Here is a 14627-nt window from a genome sequence, read left to right as displayed (position 1 = left end):
AGTCTAAGACAATATCTCATCCTTTTCGCTTATTAATCAGTATTCAATTTTGGTTGAAACAGGAAGCTTATGTCTTAGAGAAATGAAGAATCAAACTTGAATTTTGGTTCGAATAGAATTCTAAAAACGGTCAACAACTCAAAATATCACAACATGAAAAAGCCAATTTTAATCCTAATAATGCTCATGCTCTTTTCGGTTTGTGCCTTCGCGCAAAAACAAATCGATCAGACCTTTGATGCCAGCTCAGTCAAAAACATCGACCTCTTTTTCAAATATCCCGAATTGGTAAAAATTAAAGTATGGGATAAGAACGAAGTCAATATTAAAGGTCAGGTAGAAATTCACAATGGAGAATTTGATGACGATTTCGAACTCTCTAGCAAGGTCAGTGGAGGGAAACTCATGATAGAGTCGAACATTAAAAACATTGACAACTATAAAAGTTATCAGGTGTATACCGATAAAGATGAGGACGGAGAAAGCAGGTCCGTCACCATTTCGAAAAATGGAACCACCATTTCTACAGGGAAAAGCGGTCGTTATACCAACGGAATCAATATTTCCATTGTGTTAGAAGTGACTGTTCCGCGTAGCATGGCCGTTGTGCTCGATGCCCGCTATGGTTTGGTGGAAGTATTGCAAAGCCCAAAACAGCTTGATGTAGAAGCCCGATATGGCGGAGTGGATGTGCAAGTGGATGAGACTGAGTCTCTGGATTTAGAGGCCCGTACCCAGTGGGGGCAAATCTTCTCTAACCTAGAAACCAAAGTGAAAATTGATGAAGATGAAGGCCTTGGTAAATGGATGAAAGCACATGCTTCTATCAAAAGTGGAGGCCAGCGCCTAAAGGTAGAGTCTCAGTATGGTCACGTGTATTTGCGTAAAAATTAAATCAAGGAATCATGAAAACACTCTTTACATTCATCGCTTGTCTTTTCGCGCAGCTAGTTTTCGCCCAAGCCGAAACGATTGAAAAAAGCTATGTCTACACTGGTCAAAAGCTGGATCTTGATTTGAACTTCGGAACTGAAGTAATCCTGAAATCTTGGGATAAGGATGAGATCTCGGTGAAAATTACCTATGAAATCAATGAAGGCAAGGACAACGAGGTCATGGACTGGAAAGTAGATGATCGCAACGGGAAATTGATCGTTGAAATTGAATTGGACAGCAAAAAGCTAGAAAAGCTTGGCGACTGCTGCTGCAATGGAAAGAATGGTAACTATTGGTCTGGGCGTGGCTCTAAAGGCAATAGAATTTGTGCCAATATTAAGGTGGAGGTGATGATGCCCGGCAAGTCGGATGTGAAGATCAAAACCATTGTGGCCAATGTCGCTGTAGAAGGCTTTTCGGGGAACCTCGATTTAGAAACGGTTACGGGCGAAATTAATTTGCTTTGGGCAAAGGGCGTTGGTGCCGAAGTGAATATTGAAACGGTGAATGGCGGTATCTATACCAATATGGATTTGGACATGGAAAAGGAGAAAGGGCTTCCAAAGATTAGTAGCCATAAAGTAAAGGCAACTTACAAAAGCGGTGGCAAAGCATTAAAGCTGAAAACGGTGACCAGTGATATTTACCTCAAGGAGTCTGGTTTGTAAAAAAGAAGGACTTGGAAAGCGGTCGTTATGTTATCGACTGTTAATGAATTCACCTTTTGCGGTTAATTTCAGTTAAAAAGACAAAGGGCATGCAACATTTTTGCTCCGAGGCGCATCTATATAACAAAGGAAAAAAGCAGCAGTCAGTAACTTTTCTGAAAATGAGAAGTGTAGAAAAATAAAAACCAGATGTTCTCTCAATCCACATTATACTTCGGCACCATGGATGGTCACCACAAAATCAGCATCAGCGGAGTGGTTTTTTATGTAGAAAATGAATGTAAGAATCTACTTCTTAACCATCTCAAATTCATGCATAGAAATAACACGCTCCAATCAGAAAATCAATTTGAATCGGGCGAAGAACGAGTAGCCGAAATTTTACTGGAAGAACTTAAAGGAGGAAAAGACGTGGTGACCTGCAAAGAACTGGAAGCTGTAATTAACCGCACAAGAAATTCAAGATAACCTGATTTAGTTATGGTTTGAGGTGATTATTAAACAGGTGTTTTCTATCCAAGCCCCGGCATCTGTCGGGGTTTTTTTATGGATTCCACATTAAACAATCCACTCAAATTTCATACTTTCAAGCATGCTTACAGAAAAGTATATTCAGCGATTTAGAAAGGAAACTCCAGGAACAGATAAGGTGATTCACTTCAATAATGCAGGGAGCTCGTTACCACCTCAGGCTGTGCGTCATGCCGTGATCAATTATTTGGAGGAAGAGATGACTTACGGAGGCTATGAAACCCATGAGAAGTATGCAGAGCAGATCACAGGAACCTATGCTTCTATCGCCAAGTTGATTAATGCTTCCGCAGAAGAAATTGCTTTGGTAGAGAATGCTACAGCCGCTTGGCATGCTGCCTTTCAAGCCATTGATTGGCAAAATGGTGATGTAATCATTGCTACCCAAGCCGATTACGCAACGAATTACCTTTCGTATTTGCACCTTCAAAGAAAAGTGGCGGTAGAAATCAAAGTCATTCCTAATAAGGAATCGGGAGAACTGGATTTAGCAGCGCTAGAAAACATGATGGATGCTTCGGTAAAGCTGGTTTCTATTACGCATATGCCTACCAATGGCGGCCTCACTGTTGATGCAGAAGGAGTAGGGGAGATCACTCGAAAGCATGGGATCTTGTACTTATTAGATGCCTGTCAATCCGTAGGACAATACCCGCTCGATGTCGATAAAATTGGTTGCGATATGCTTTCGGCCACAGGCAGGAAGTACATGCGTGGGCCACGAGGTACTGGCTTTCTCTATGTTAGAAAGTCGGTCTTGCCTAAATTGACGCCTGCTGTCATTGATCTTCATTCCGCAGAATGGACAGGCAAAGCGACTTACTCCATTCGAAAAGATGCTAAAAAGTTTGAGAATTGGGAAGGAAACCGAGCCAATACCCTAGGGCTCAAAGCCGCTGCGGATTATATTTTAGAGATTGGAATCAATAATATTTGGGAACGTGTGCAGCATTTGTCTTCTGTATTAAGAGAGCAAATCAGCCAAGTAAAGGGTGTGACTGTCCACGATATTGGCGAAGTGAAAAGCGGGATTGTGTCGTTTACCGTTGAAGGAAAATCGGCAGCTGAGGTGAAGACCTACTTACACAGCCAAGGTATTAATGTTTCTTGGACAGGCGTACCCAATACCTATCTCGATATGACGGCTCGACAGTTGAAAGAAATCGTGCGTGCCTCCGTGCATTACTATAATACCGAAGAAGAAATTGAGGTATTTACTGCCACACTAAAGGAAATGGTAGGCTAGAAATAGGTTTGTCCTTATCGCTCTTGGTTAATCAACGCAATAAACTTTTCTAGTTTGTCCGTTTCGGCCTCAAAACTTGTGCTGTCATTGATTACCGCATGAACGCCCCAAAGGTAATTCATGCCTAAGTATTTGGCGGTTTCAGAAAAGGGCAGCCAGAAATGGTCACCCAAATGATTGCCGATGGAGCAGCTTAATGCGGCCATATTTTTTCCCCTCAGCTTTCTGCCCAAATCCTTTTCAATTTCCAATAAGTCGGTAATGCGATCGAAGAACACTTTCATGATGCCGCTCATACTGTACCAATACACTGGAGTGGCAAAAATCAAAGTGTCATAGTTGTCGATGATGTTTCGCATCATAGGAAGGAAATCATCCCCCGCATTTTTATGTTCATAGTCATAATAGCTAAAGTCATAATCATTCAGGTCGAGTAAGTCCCAATCAGACTTTTCTTTGAGCAGGTTCACCACTTTGGAGGTGTCACCGTCATTTCTAGAACTGCCAAGAATGATAATGCTTCTCATAGCTATATGCTGTGTCGTGTGTAGTTTTTTATTTTAACTCTTTGAACATCGGTCCATCTTTTCTGACTTTATCAATTGCTTCTGTCCAATACTCCCAAAATGCGGAGTCCGCTGGTTCATCTGTTCCTTTCCAATATTCACCACCACTTAGAACATCAGTTAAGTCATTTGAGCCACTATTTTCCCAATACGCTTTCAAGCAATAAAGCATGGCCTCGTAACCTACCTTTTTTGATATTAACTCGTCTTTTTCGTTACTCATATTTTTTCCCTAGGCTGATATCTAATTGGTGAATTCTCCAATTACCAAATTCCATTCAAGCGGTGTTTCATTTAAATTGCACACAACGAGAAGCTAAAGCTAATCTTATCCTTTTTAGAAAGAAGGCTTCTAAACCAAAGTCAACAAATAACCGAGCAGCGATCCACCAACCACGATAAATGCACTGTTCAGTTTTTTGAAAACGAATACGGTGATTAAACTCGCCACGGCAATCACTATGGTTTCCCAGTTCACAATGGTGTCTTTGCCCATTTCGATACAAACCGCGACAATCACGGCTACTGCAGCAATGTTCACAGCATCCAAGAAAGCAGCAATTACTTTCGATTTGCGCATTTTCGGCACCAGAGGATTCAATATAGAAACAAAGATGAACGAGGGCATAAATATACCTATTGTGGCTGCTATGGCACCCCAAAAACCTCCCAATTGCCAACCAATGAAGGTGGCGGTAGAAAGTACTGGCCCAGGAGTGAATTGACCTACCGCTACCGCATCAATCAACTGTTGTCTGGTGAGTAAGCCAGTGGTGACGAGTTCGGCATCTAAGAAAGCGAACAATACATAACCGCCTCCATAAAGCAATGCGCCCACTTTAAAGAAAGTCCAGAAGATTTTCATTGAGCCTAAAGTGGCGGTGATTTGCACCAAAGCGATAGGAGAGATACTGTTGAGCGTACTTTTTGAATTTCGGATCAGGTGAATGATTAAGCCTAATGCACCACAAGCAAACAGTGCGATGATTTCGTTCATGCCTAGTAAACTAGCGGCCAAGGTAAGCACCCCCAGAATTCCGATTTCTACATTTTTGAGTGCTTTTTTCCCAAGACGATAAACGGCCGAAATAATAATGGCAATTACCGCTGGTTTGATGCCATAAATAAATGGTTCTACAGAAGGGAGTTGGCCATATTGCTGGTAAAGCCATGCAAAGAGCATGGTGATGGCAACGGCAGGAAAAACGAAACAAGCACCAGCCACTATCAAACCTTTCCAGCCTGCTCTTTCATGTCCGCAGTGCATGGTCATTTCTGTAGAGTTGGGGCCAGGAATCAAGTTAGTGGCACCTACTAAATCCAGAAAATGCTGTGATGTCATCCATTTTCGCTTCTTCACCACTTCATCTTCCATCATAGCGATGTGGGCTGCGGGGCCTCCAAAGGCGATACTGCCCAGTTTGAAAAACAGCTTGGCGACTTCTTTTAATTCCTTACTCATTGCTCTATTTAATCTAAACTAAAAATTATCTCTGCTGTAAAAATATACAAGGTATGATTAATAAAATGGTCTATTTGAAAAGGATGTGGTCTTTTCAACCTGAGGTCAACCAACTCTCCAAAAGTTGCTGACCGATAATGATCAAGGGTTAATGAGCTCTTCTGAATTATAAACAAGAACTTTTGGAGAGTTCTGGCAGATAGGTTAATCTTAACCAGACTTAAAGCAATTCCTTACGAAAAGCATTGGGGGTTAATTCAGTATGCCTTTTAAAGTATTTGGTGAAGTGTGAATTGTCTTTGAAATCGAGTTTATGCGAAATTTCATTTACGGTAAGGTCCGTGTAGAGCAATAGGCGTTTGGCTTCGCTAATAATGTGTTCCGAAATAATCTCCGTTGCCGATTGATTGGCTTCTTTCCTGCAAATGGCATTCAGGTTCTGAGGCGTCGTATGCAAGAGTTTTGCATAGTGCGCTACCTTATTCGTTAATTGGTTTTCTTGGTTGAGCAACTCTTTGAAATGCTGAAAATCGCTGACTTTATTACTTTCACTGGCTTTTTCTGCTTTGGCAGAAAGAAGCAGTTTACCCAAAATGGCTTTTAGCAATCCGTCCACTACTGGCTTTTGACTGTAGCCGTTTTCTTGGTATTCCTGATTGAGTATTTCGAAGAGCGGCTCTAGCGATTGAGCATTGGGGTAGAGGCAAGGGTAAGCGCTCAACGTGGCCAGTAGTTGTTTGATTTCCTTGTCCAAGCAGTCATCGATGTACTGCTTCTTGATGATCAGCACATAGCCCGATGGTTCCGTTTCGATATTCCAAAAGTGAATTTGCTCTTTACGCACCGTAAAAACAATGGGCGGAACGATCTCAAATTTCTGTGTGTCTGTGGTGTGCGTACCTGAACCTTCCGTAAGGAAGATAATCTCGAAATAGCTGTTGTGTTTGTGTGGGGTAGTTTTGCGAATGTTCTTCCTAAAAGGAGAAATCTTAATGCTGTCGATGGGCGCAGTCTTGTCCTTTATTTCGAGTTGTGTAGTCATTGCTGTTTATGCCGTTTCAATGCCAGCCTTCACAAAAATGGCTAGAATGTCCTTTTCTATGGGGAAGGGTTTCATGGGTGGTACATTAGCGCCACCTGGATTACCCACAGGCACTTTACCCACAAACGACTTTACGCCTCCCACCAACAAACGAGGGATTTGGCCAATCACTTCTTTTGCGCTTTTGATCCGAAAACCAAACTGAAGCATTTTCCAATGCACGAAAGTATGCGCAAACGGATAGCGCTGCCCAATAATATGCGCCCGTTCCAAGTGCGCCCAAGCCTTGGTTAAATCATCAGCCTTATACTCTATGGCATAAGCCTGTAACTCCGCTTGAAAATAAGGGGTAAGGGATTTTGGGAGTGTGGTGTTGAGTTTCATTTTTTATGTCAGAACTGTGGCTAAATTAATACTTTCCCAATTATGATTTCTTATCTAGCTGTTTCGCCAACAGCTCCTTCACCACTTTAGCAGCCACCATGGCGGTAGTGCCATTGAGGTCTCGGTTGGGGTTGTATTCTACTACATCGCAGCCCACAATATTAAGGTTGAGGTTTTGAATCATGGTCAGTACTTCGCGGGTAGAAAAGCCTCCCGGTTCGTGATGCGATACCCCGGGCGCAAAAGCAGGGTCGAGCACATCCATATCAAAGGAAAGGTAAACAGGGCCTTCGATCTCAAATTTCATATCAGCTTTCCAATCCTTCATTTGGATCATATGCACATTGAACCTTTCGGCTTGGGCCTTTTGATGTGTGTTTAAAGTACGAATGCCCACTTGGGTCAGGTGTCGGGCAAAACCACCTTCCATAATTCTAGCAAAAGGACAAGCATGAGAATATCGGTTGCCGTCCAGTTCGTCATATAAATCGGCATGGGCATCGAAATGGAGAATGCTGAGTTTGGGGTGCTTCTTGGCCATTGCCTTCACCACAGGGAAAGTGACAGAATGATCGCCACCCAAAGAAAAGGGGAGGGCGCCTTGCGCGAGTACTTCATCAATGCGCAGCTCAATGTCTGTGTATTGGCTCAGCTCAGCATTACCACACCAAGCCAGTTTCGCATGCTTGTTAAGGTCGGTCAGGTTTTCGGTAAAGTAATTGGCCGAATCCGATTCTAAGGCCTGAATGATTAGCTCAGGTGCTTTGGCCGGACCTTGCAGAAAGGAAGAGTGATCATCAAAAGGTAAACCGATCAAAGCAATTTGACCTGGCTTTAATTGATTTACAGGAGTTCGTAGAATTGACATACACAAAAAAAGCACGATAATCTGAATATCGTGCTTTTGTTATGAGTTTTTCGGAAGAACTCTTGTCAAACCTTAGATCCTTCGTGCCTCAGGAAAAGAAACGTTACGAATACTTTTCTGCGTTCAAATTTCTGAATCACTCTCCGAAATTGAATTTCAAATCCTAGATTTAATCTAAAACGCCTATCGTCTAAAGTCTAAAATCTAACATCTACTTCGCCCAATTATCCCTCAGCGTAATCGTTCGGTTAAAGACCTTCTTCTCTGGAGTAGAATCTCTGTCTACCACAAAGTAACCTTGTCTTTCGAACTGGAAAATATCGCCCGCTTGTGCCTCTTTAATAGAAGGCTCTAGCATGGCATTCTCAACTACGGTCAGCGAATCAGGGTTGATATGATTTAAGAAATCATCGTCAATGCTGTTCAGGTTTTCGGTACTGAAAAGTCTGTCATACAAACGTAAGGTCGCTGGTACTGCATGTGCAATTGACACCCAACCTAAAGTTCCTTTCACCTTTTTCCCGCTGGTATCGTTGCCGCTGCGGGTTTCAGGATCGTAAGTACAATGAATTTCGGTAATGTTGCCATCGGCATCTTTTTCAAAGCCTGTGCATTTCACGATGTAGCCGTATTTCAAACGTACCTCTCTGTCGGGACCTAAGCCAAAGAATTTCTTAGGCGAAGGCGGTTCCTCCATAAAGTCTTTGCTTTCAATATAAACCTCGCGCGTAAATGGCATTTCGCGGGTTCCGGCAGTTTCATCCTCAGGGTTATTAATGGCTTGCATCATTTCCGTTTTGTCTGCCGGCCAGTTGGTAATCACCATCTTTAACGGCTTCTGAATTCCGAAAACACGGTTGGCTTTCTTGTTCAAATCTTCGCGGATGCTGTGTTCCAAAAGTGCGACATCGGTAATGCCATCTCTTCGGGCTACGCCCACTTTTTTAACGAAATTTTTGATCGAATCAGGCGTATAACCTCTTCTTCTAAAACCAGAAATGGTCGGCATTCTCGGGTCGTCCCATGAAGTAACATGGCCTTCTTCCACCAATTGTAAAAGCTTACGCTTGCTCACAATTGTGTAGCTGAGGTTCAGTCGTGCAAACTCAGTTTGGTTGGAAGGGAAAATTTCTAGTTCATTGATGAACCAATCGTACAAAGCTTTGTGATCTCTGAACTCCAAGGTGCAAAGGCTGTAAGTAACATGCTCAATCGAATCGGATTGGCCGTGGGCGAAATCATAATTCGGATAAATGCACCAAGTGTCACCCGTGTTGTGGTGGGTCACTTTTTTGATTCTATAAATGATAGGGTCGCGCATGTGCATGTTGGGCGAATCCATATCGATTTTAGCACGAAGCACATGGCTTCCGGCATCGAACTCGCCATTTTTCATGCGTTCGAACAAATCAAGGTTTTCTTCTACCGAACGATCGCGGAATGGGCTTTTTATGCCTGGAATAGTCGGGTTGGTTTTACCAGCCGAAATTTCTTCAGCCGACTGATCGTCTATATAGGCTTTACCTTTCTTAATCAACTTGACGGCATACTCATACAGCGTATCGAAGTAATTAGAAGTATAGCGTGCCTCATCCGACCAAGTATAACCTAGCCATTTGATGTCTTCTTTAATCGAGTTGACGTATTCTTCGCTCTCCTTTTCAGGGTTGGTGTCGTCAAAACGAAGGTTACAGCTGCCATTGTATTTTTCGGCAAGGCCAAAATTCAATACAATCGACTTGGCGTGACCAATGTGGAGGTAACCGTTGGGCTCAGGAGGAAAACGCGTCTGGACGAATGAGTTTTTTCCTGATTTCAAATCATTCTCAATCATTTGCTCAATAAAGTTGAGCGACTCTTTTGGGTCCTTTTCACTCATTTTTCCTGTATTCAAAAGTTTAAAGTGCAAGTTTAGTAAAAAGCATTCAGAAGGGATTAAAAAATCCGCTTATCCTTTGATGAAATGCTCAAGGATTGGGGGACTTCATTCAGATTTGGGTTCATATGTGGGGTTGGAAATGAAATTTAGTCTTCAAAAAGACGAATGAGCACGTGAGTCTTTGACTTACAGGAGATTGGGTCGAAAATCGTGGATAAGTCGGTGCATAACCCTGTGGATATCGTAGTGGGAAAGTTGTTGGAAACTAATGGGTTACAAAGTTTGAGTGTAAAGTTAAGGAGAGTATCTTAGTTATATCAAGTGAGGGATAAAAGTCAGAAACTAGTTTTCAGTCTCTCTTCGGGGGAAGCCCGGAAAAATGTATGCGAAAGGGTTACTCTTGAGAAAGATGACCTGAAACAGTCAAAGCTTACTGATGGCAAGTGCGTGAGCACAAACCAAAGTCCGATTCAGAAGCGAGCGCATTTGGGTGTGTGAGCAGAAATTGGAAAAGGTAAAGGGTTCACCCTTATCTTTTCAGCTTGGTTCTTTCTTTTGAAAGACCGAAAAAAAGACTGCAAAGTCTACGTTAAACTGTTTTAGCACTATGTGCGGACAACGGACGAAGCTGAGGAAGACAGCGTTTTTTGTTTATAGCTTGGGCCAATAAATGAAGAGCAAAGACTTGAACAGTAACTTGATGTTGTGAAAAGGCCACGGCTTTTTCATGGCAAGTGGGGGCGAATCTTCGTCCCCCGCTTTTGTTTTTTGGGGGTATTTGTAAAAATACAGATGAAGACCGCTGCCAGGCGGTCTTTTTCGTTAGTAGCGGCCAGAAATCAATTGGAATTATTCTTCTGCCTTATATCCGTAAATGGAGTTGACCGCATCTGCCGAATTGAAGGAGCATTCGAGGTCTTTGATATTGCCATCTTTTAGGCTGTAGACCCAGCTGTGGATAAACGGGAATTCACCTTGCTGCCACTCTTCTTGAACAAAGGATATTTTGGCCAAATTTTTTGCCTGCTCAATCACATTCAGCTCTACAAAACGATCTAGTCGATCCTCTTCATCTACAAGGCCATTCAGTTCTTTGCTGTGGTTTTTATAAACGTCCTTCAAGTTCAGTAACCAGTTGTCTAAAAAGCCAAAGCTTTCATTCGACATGGCGGCTTTTACACCTCCGCAACCATAATGGCCGCAAACGATGATGTGTTTTACCTTCAGTACTTTCACCGCATAATAGACCACACTCAATAGATTGAGGTCGGTATTAACGACTACGTTAGCAATATTTCTTCCTACGAAAATTGAACCCGGAGAAGTGTTGGTAATTTCTGTGGCAGGCACTCTACTGTCTGAACAGCCAATCCAGAGGAATTCTGGCTTTTGCTGATGAGATAGCTTTGAAAAGAAATCGGGATCGACTTTAGTGATGTTCTGGATGAACTGCTTGTTCCCTTCGAGTAATGCTTTGTGTTGATCAGCCATAGCCTAAAGATATAGTTTTTTGAAATTGAATGGATGAAAATTTTACCGCCAGAGATAATTTTCGGCTCCTTACATTCCCGCCCAAATCTTAAAATTCAGCACCCTTTCACGGCTTACAATCACTTCTTCTTTAAAAGTAGGAGAAAGTGTAAGCAGCAGTCGACTATTGAAATAGCTATGAATTTCCTTGATGCTAGAGATTTTGATGATGAATTGGCGGTTGATTCTGAAGAAGAGCTTCGGGTCTAACTCGTCCTTCAACTGATCTAAAGTGTAATCAATGGGCAAGGCGCTTTCTTCGGTTTGAAGGTAGGTGAGGCCATCAGAGTAGAAGAAGTATTTGATGTCGTTTGTGGCAATGCTTTTGAACTGTGGGCCAATTTTGACTAAAAACCTTTCGCGAACACCGGAAGGGAATTGAGACTTTAGGTTGTCAATGTTCTCTTGGTATTGCGTGGTTTCCGTTGCCTTGATGTTTGCCAGTTTTTCGAATGTGCTTTTCAGTTCACTGGCATCAATCGGTTTCAATAAATAATCAATGCTGTTGTGTTTGAAAGCGTCCAGCGCATATTGCTCATAGGCTGTAGTGAAGATGATTTTCGGGTAGTCACTCAATGCTTTGAGAATATCGAAACCACTGCCGTCATTCAGTTGAATGTCCAGGAAAATAAGGTCGGGTTTGGGGTTTTCTTTGAACCAAACCAATGATTCGCTAACAGATTCCAGCTTGGCTAAAATCTGAGCGTTCGGAACGATTTCAGTAATCATTTTAGCCAAACGCTTGGCCGAAAGTGCTTCGTCTTCAATAATGACCAGTTTCATGCCGAGGCTTTTCATTGAGGTACCAATGGTAATTTAACCGTAAAGCTATCTGCGCTTTCTTGAATAACAATGCTTTTGTTGAGCAACAATTCATAACGCTTATTGATGTTTTCTAACCCCAAATGCGTGGTCTTTTCTAAGTTAGGTCGTTTATTCAAGTTGTTACTCACCACTAGAAAATCACTGTCTTCCGTATAGATGTTGATGGTAAGTGGGGTTTCCTTCGAAAAGTAATTGTGCTTTAATGCATTCTCCACCAACATTTGAAGCGATAAAATTGGAATTTGAGCAGCTCCAGCGTCTAAATCATAGTTCACATTAATGCTTTGGCCGTGTCTCGTTTTCAAAACGAATACGTAGTGTTCTAAGTATTCCAGTTCGGTACTGAGCAACACCAATTGCGAGGTGTTTTCCATGAGGTACCTGTAAATCTTAGAAAGCCGAGAAACAAAATCCACCGCCAATTTTGGATCTTCCTCAATTACCGCGGTCAACACACTAAAGCTGTTAAAGAGAAAATGTGGCTCTATTTGGTCTTTTAGGCTTTCGTATTTAGAAAGCGCAAGTTCTTTTTGGATGATGTCTTTTTCATGTTCTGAGCGCCTGGTGTATTCAATATAAATCATAAATGATTTAGCTGAAATGATTAACCAAGAAAGCACCAAGCCTTGCGCAATCGTGGTGGTTAGCGAAGCTTCAACCGTACATGTAGTACAAGGGAAAGCGGGGATAAGGACTTCGGTGTGGAGGGCTGCTGAACCAATAACAAAGGGGGCGGTGATAAGGCAGTTTCCCCAATAAAAAATACCAAGCGTGCGGTACGAAGTCAGGCTGCACTTGTAATGACTTATTAGATATTTTCCAGAATAATCAAGAATTTCAAAAATGACGAGCACCGTAAGCACGGTACTGGCCATGGATACAAAGGTGGATGTACCCCATTCAAAAAGATTATAGGAGGTAATTTTGAAGAACATGAAGACCAAAAGCCCAATTGCTATTCTTAATCCATATACCTTTCCTTTAGACATGGCTCAATATAAGAAAAGCCCTCAAGTGTAAACTAAAGGGCTCTAATGAATTCAGTATTTTTAATCGTTTTGAACGACTTTAATTTTAATGGTAGAGCCTGTTATGGCACTTCTTCCTTTGCCCGGAACTTTCAAAATGCACAGATAATCACCCACTGGAGTCGATGCGTCTACTTTTACTTTCATGTCGTATGTCAAAGGGTCTTCCACATCGTCCTTTTTTGTGAAGGTGAAATTGATGCCTTCCTTACCTGAAGCTTTTGGTTCTTCAACAACGAGATTGTATTTCTTTGCTTTTACTACCCACATTTGAAGATCGATTTCTTCACCTTGGGCTACAGTAACTGTGTAATCCTTTAATCTGATTTCGTTTCCAGACCTTGGTTTTTCAAGATTCTGAGCGCTTAGGTTTCCTAAACCTACAAAAAGGAGTATGACGAATAATGGAATAATTCTTTTCATAATGGAGGTTGTTTTTTTACATATTTACTCATTCAGGGAAATAATGAAACACCACCTTTGTTGGGTTGTCGAAGTATTAGGCTGAGTTGTTGAAGGAAATAGTTAAGCTGTCGGATCGCCCAAGGAGTTTAGTGAAATTGCTTTTTGAATAATTGATACCTTAGCGAAATCTAAAAAAAACCGATTGGAGCATAAATGAGTAAACGCGCACTTGTTAAGTATTTGCAGACTTTAAAGAAGGATGAACTTGAAACGCAGGTGTTGGAGCTTTACGATAAGTTTCTGCCCATTCGTACCTACTATAGCTTTGTGTTCAACCCCAAAGAAGACAAGCTGATAGAGGAGGCCAAGAAAAAAGTACTGAAGGAGTATTTCCCCCAAACCAAACGAAAAGCCAAAGCCCGTAGATCGGTAGCCCAAAAAGCGATCAAGCATTTTTCAACACTGGAATTAGATCCTTCGCTGTTGGCGGATTTTATGCTCTTTAATATTGAAACTGCCATGCGTTTTAATGCCCGAAAGGAAGTACGACAGGAAGCTTTTTTCAAGAGTGTTTACAACTCGTTTGTGGAGGCTTCTGAATTTGTATTACGTAATGGATTGAAAGGAATTTATTGGGAGCGATTAAACAGAATACTAGATGAAGCCGAAAGGCAGAGATGGTTCAATGCTTCGGCTTTTGAGCTCAAGTTGGGCGAATTTTCTGACCTGTCTTAATTCGGACTCGGGGTTCCGCACCATCCAACGGGCACTCTTTCAAAAGAAATTTCCGTAGCGCAGTTTTCATTTGGAGCACATGGCTGAAAAGTGAAAGTGAGTTTCTGATTGTCATTCTTGAAAGAAATAGTAGCGAACCCTTCACTGGTTTGTCCAGTCAAGGTTAAGTCAGTTGGGTTAGGGTATTGCACTTGACTATCGTCATGTTCATAGATTTTCTGAAAGAAAAGACTTAGCTCATTGTCCTCCAAAGTGAATACACCTGTCGCATAGTATCGGTAGTCAACTACCTCGTTGGTAGATGGGCTGGTAATAACCCGGGCAGACCAGAATGTTCCATCGGATAGAAATGTATAAACGAAAGCACTATTGCCGTCAGTATTTGCCCATCTGGCTAACAGTAAGTTTTCAATGGTAGTGTCAGTCTTTGTATCTTCTAAGTCACAAGAGCTGAGAGCGCATATGAGAATCAAACCCAATAGATTGATTATTGTATATTTCATAAGGGAGAACTTCTGGTTT

17 protein-coding genes are annotated in these 14627 nt (G+C 42.0%); 5 read left to right on the top strand and 12 right to left on the bottom strand.

The window, feature by feature from the left end; all coding sequences use genetic code 11:
* The first annotated feature begins 153 nt into the window (after positions 1 to 153).
* The 4 genes from AWN68_RS17135 to AWN68_RS17120 all read left to right on the top strand — a co-directional run bounded on the left by AWN68_RS17135 (position 154) and on the right by AWN68_RS17120 (position 3381).
* Positions 154 to 894, top strand: coding sequence for a hypothetical protein (locus AWN68_RS17135; RefSeq protein ID WP_157716308.1), 741 nt, complete (start codon positions 154 to 156; stop codon positions 892 to 894).
* A gap of 11 nt (positions 895 to 905) precedes the next feature.
* Positions 906 to 1604 carry a DUF4097 family beta strand repeat-containing protein gene (locus tag AWN68_RS17130; protein ID WP_068418444.1) on the top strand — a complete coding sequence of 233 codons (699 nt, stop codon included), beginning with the start codon at positions 906 to 908 and terminating at the stop codon, positions 1602 to 1604.
* 189 nt (positions 1605 to 1793) lie between these two features.
* Positions 1794 to 2072: a hypothetical protein gene (locus tag AWN68_RS17125; protein ID WP_068418441.1), complete on the top strand. Its 279-nt coding sequence runs from the start codon at positions 1794 to 1796 to the stop codon at positions 2070 to 2072.
* Positions 2073 to 2196: 124 nt separating this feature from the next.
* Positions 2197 to 3381, top strand: coding sequence for an aminotransferase class V-fold PLP-dependent enzyme (locus AWN68_RS17120; protein WP_068418438.1), 1185 nt, complete (start codon positions 2197 to 2199; stop codon positions 3379 to 3381).
* Between the two features lie 14 nt (positions 3382 to 3395).
* On the opposite strand, the gene AWN68_RS17115 is transcribed toward AWN68_RS17120, so the two are convergent.
* The 11 genes from AWN68_RS17115 to AWN68_RS17065 form a co-directional block, all read right to left on the bottom strand.
* Complete coding sequence (locus AWN68_RS17115) at positions 3396 to 3908, bottom strand: flavodoxin family protein (RefSeq protein WP_068418435.1); 513 nt, start codon at positions 3906 to 3908, stop codon at positions 3396 to 3398.
* Between the two features lie 28 nt (positions 3909 to 3936).
* Positions 3937 to 4170: a hypothetical protein gene (locus AWN68_RS17110; protein WP_068418433.1), complete on the bottom strand. Its 234-nt coding sequence runs from the start codon at positions 4168 to 4170 to the stop codon at positions 3937 to 3939.
* A 129-nt stretch (positions 4171 to 4299) separates the two neighbouring features.
* On the bottom strand, positions 4300 to 5409 hold the full coding sequence (chrA, locus tag AWN68_RS17105) for a chromate efflux transporter (protein WP_068418430.1): 1110 nt from the start codon (positions 5407 to 5409) through the stop codon (positions 4300 to 4302).
* 220 nt (positions 5410 to 5629) lie between these two features.
* Positions 5630 to 6451, bottom strand: a complete 822-nt coding sequence (locus AWN68_RS17100) for an AraC family transcriptional regulator (protein ID WP_068418427.1) — start codon at positions 6449 to 6451, stop codon at positions 5630 to 5632.
* A gap of 6 nt (positions 6452 to 6457) precedes the next feature.
* On the bottom strand, positions 6458 to 6835 hold the full coding sequence (locus AWN68_RS17095) for a DUF3703 domain-containing protein (protein WP_068418422.1): 378 nt from the start codon (positions 6833 to 6835) through the stop codon (positions 6458 to 6460).
* 40 nt (positions 6836 to 6875) lie between these two features.
* A complete protein-coding gene (gene speB, locus AWN68_RS17090; protein ID WP_068418420.1) occupies positions 6876 to 7703 on the bottom strand; it encodes an agmatinase in 828 nt (275 codons plus the stop codon).
* 211 nt (positions 7704 to 7914) lie between these two features.
* Positions 7915 to 9582 (bottom strand): glutamine--tRNA ligase/YqeY domain fusion protein, encoded by a 1668-nt coding sequence (locus AWN68_RS17085; protein ID WP_068418417.1) that lies wholly within the window; start codon positions 9580 to 9582, stop codon positions 7915 to 7917.
* Between the two features lie 849 nt (positions 9583 to 10431).
* Positions 10432 to 11073 carry a carbonic anhydrase gene (locus AWN68_RS17080; RefSeq protein ID WP_068418415.1) on the bottom strand — a complete coding sequence of 214 codons (642 nt, stop codon included), beginning with the start codon at positions 11071 to 11073 and terminating at the stop codon, positions 10432 to 10434.
* Positions 11074 to 11142: 69 nt separating this feature from the next.
* On the bottom strand, positions 11143 to 11910 hold the full coding sequence (locus AWN68_RS17075) for a LytR/AlgR family response regulator transcription factor (protein ID WP_068418412.1): 768 nt from the start codon (positions 11908 to 11910) through the stop codon (positions 11143 to 11145).
* Positions 11907 to 12926, bottom strand: coding sequence for a sensor histidine kinase (locus tag AWN68_RS17070; protein ID WP_068418409.1), 1020 nt, complete (start codon positions 12924 to 12926; stop codon positions 11907 to 11909). The genes AWN68_RS17075 and AWN68_RS17070 overlap by 4 nt, the downstream gene beginning before the upstream one ends.
* Before the next feature lie 60 nt (positions 12927 to 12986).
* Positions 12987 to 13388 (bottom strand): hypothetical protein, encoded by a 402-nt coding sequence (locus tag AWN68_RS17065; protein WP_068418408.1) that lies wholly within the window; start codon positions 13386 to 13388, stop codon positions 12987 to 12989.
* 195 nt (positions 13389 to 13583) lie between these two features.
* Here AWN68_RS17065 and AWN68_RS17060 point away from each other — a divergent pair, with 195 nt between their 5' ends.
* The gene (locus AWN68_RS17060) at positions 13584 to 14105 is read left to right on the top strand and encodes a DUF6155 family protein (RefSeq protein ID WP_068418405.1); all 522 of its coding nucleotides are present in this window, start codon (positions 13584 to 13586) and stop codon (positions 14103 to 14105) included.
* On the opposite strand, the gene AWN68_RS17055 is transcribed toward AWN68_RS17060, so the two are convergent.
* A complete protein-coding gene (locus tag AWN68_RS17055; protein WP_068418403.1) occupies positions 14102 to 14608 on the bottom strand; it encodes a hypothetical protein in 507 nt (168 codons plus the stop codon). The genes AWN68_RS17060 and AWN68_RS17055 overlap by 4 nt on opposite strands.
* Positions 14609 to 14627 lie beyond the last annotated feature (19 nt).

The sequence above is a fragment of the Roseivirga echinicomitans genome (assembly GCF_001592935.1).
GTDB classification, from domain to species: domain Bacteria; phylum Bacteroidota; class Bacteroidia; order Cytophagales; family Cyclobacteriaceae; genus Roseivirga; species Roseivirga echinicomitans.
The sequence above is the reverse complement of the archived record's forward strand: the minus strand, read 5'-3'. Positions and strand labels throughout refer to the sequence as shown.

What these genes read in the sequence shown, in the direction of transcription:
- AWN68_RS17125 (WP_068418441.1), top strand. Translation starts at nt 1,794, where the DNA reads ATGTTCTCTCAATCCACATTATACTTCGGCACCATGGATGGTCACCAC.
- AWN68_RS17120 (WP_068418438.1), top strand. Translation starts at nt 2,197, where the DNA reads ATGCTTACAGAAAAGTATATTCAGCGATTTAGAAAGGAAACTCCAGGA.
- AWN68_RS17100 (WP_068418427.1), bottom strand. Translation starts at nt 6,451, where the DNA reads ATGACTACACAACTCGAAATAAAGGACAAGACTGCGCCCATCGACAGC.
- AWN68_RS17060 (WP_068418405.1), top strand. Translation starts at nt 13,584, where the DNA reads ATGAGTAAACGCGCACTTGTTAAGTATTTGCAGACTTTAAAGAAGGAT.
- AWN68_RS17080 (WP_068418415.1), bottom strand. Translation starts at nt 11,073, where the DNA reads ATGGCTGATCAACACAAAGCATTACTCGAAGGGAACAAGCAGTTCATC.
- AWN68_RS17130 (WP_068418444.1), top strand. Translation starts at nt 906, where the DNA reads ATGAAAACACTCTTTACATTCATCGCTTGTCTTTTCGCGCAGCTAGTT.
- AWN68_RS17075 (WP_068418412.1), bottom strand. Translation starts at nt 11,910, where the DNA reads ATGAAAAGCCTCGGCATGAAACTGGTCATTATTGAAGACGAAGCACTT.
- AWN68_RS17065 (WP_068418408.1), bottom strand. Translation starts at nt 13,388, where the DNA reads ATGAAAAGAATTATTCCATTATTCGTCATACTCCTTTTTGTAGGTTTA.
- AWN68_RS17135 (WP_157716308.1), top strand. Translation starts at nt 154, where the DNA reads ATGAAAAAGCCAATTTTAATCCTAATAATGCTCATGCTCTTTTCGGTT.
- AWN68_RS17110 (WP_068418433.1), bottom strand. Translation starts at nt 4,170, where the DNA reads ATGAGTAACGAAAAAGACGAGTTAATATCAAAAAAGGTAGGTTACGAG.
- AWN68_RS17095 (WP_068418422.1), bottom strand. Translation starts at nt 6,835, where the DNA reads ATGAAACTCAACACCACACTCCCAAAATCCCTTACCCCTTATTTTCAA.
- AWN68_RS17085 (WP_068418417.1), bottom strand. Translation starts at nt 9,582, where the DNA reads ATGAGTGAAAAGGACCCAAAAGAGTCGCTCAACTTTATTGAGCAAATG.
- AWN68_RS17115 (WP_068418435.1), bottom strand. Translation starts at nt 3,908, where the DNA reads ATGAGAAGCATTATCATTCTTGGCAGTTCTAGAAATGACGGTGACACC.
- chrA (WP_068418430.1), bottom strand. Translation starts at nt 5,409, where the DNA reads ATGAGTAAGGAATTAAAAGAAGTCGCCAAGCTGTTTTTCAAACTGGGC.
- AWN68_RS17070 (WP_068418409.1), bottom strand. Translation starts at nt 12,926, where the DNA reads ATGTCTAAAGGAAAGGTATATGGATTAAGAATAGCAATTGGGCTTTTG.
- AWN68_RS17055 (WP_068418403.1), bottom strand. Translation starts at nt 14,608, where the DNA reads ATGAAATATACAATAATCAATCTATTGGGTTTGATTCTCATATGCGCT.
- speB (WP_068418420.1), bottom strand. Translation starts at nt 7,703, where the DNA reads ATGTCAATTCTACGAACTCCTGTAAATCAATTAAAGCCAGGTCAAATT.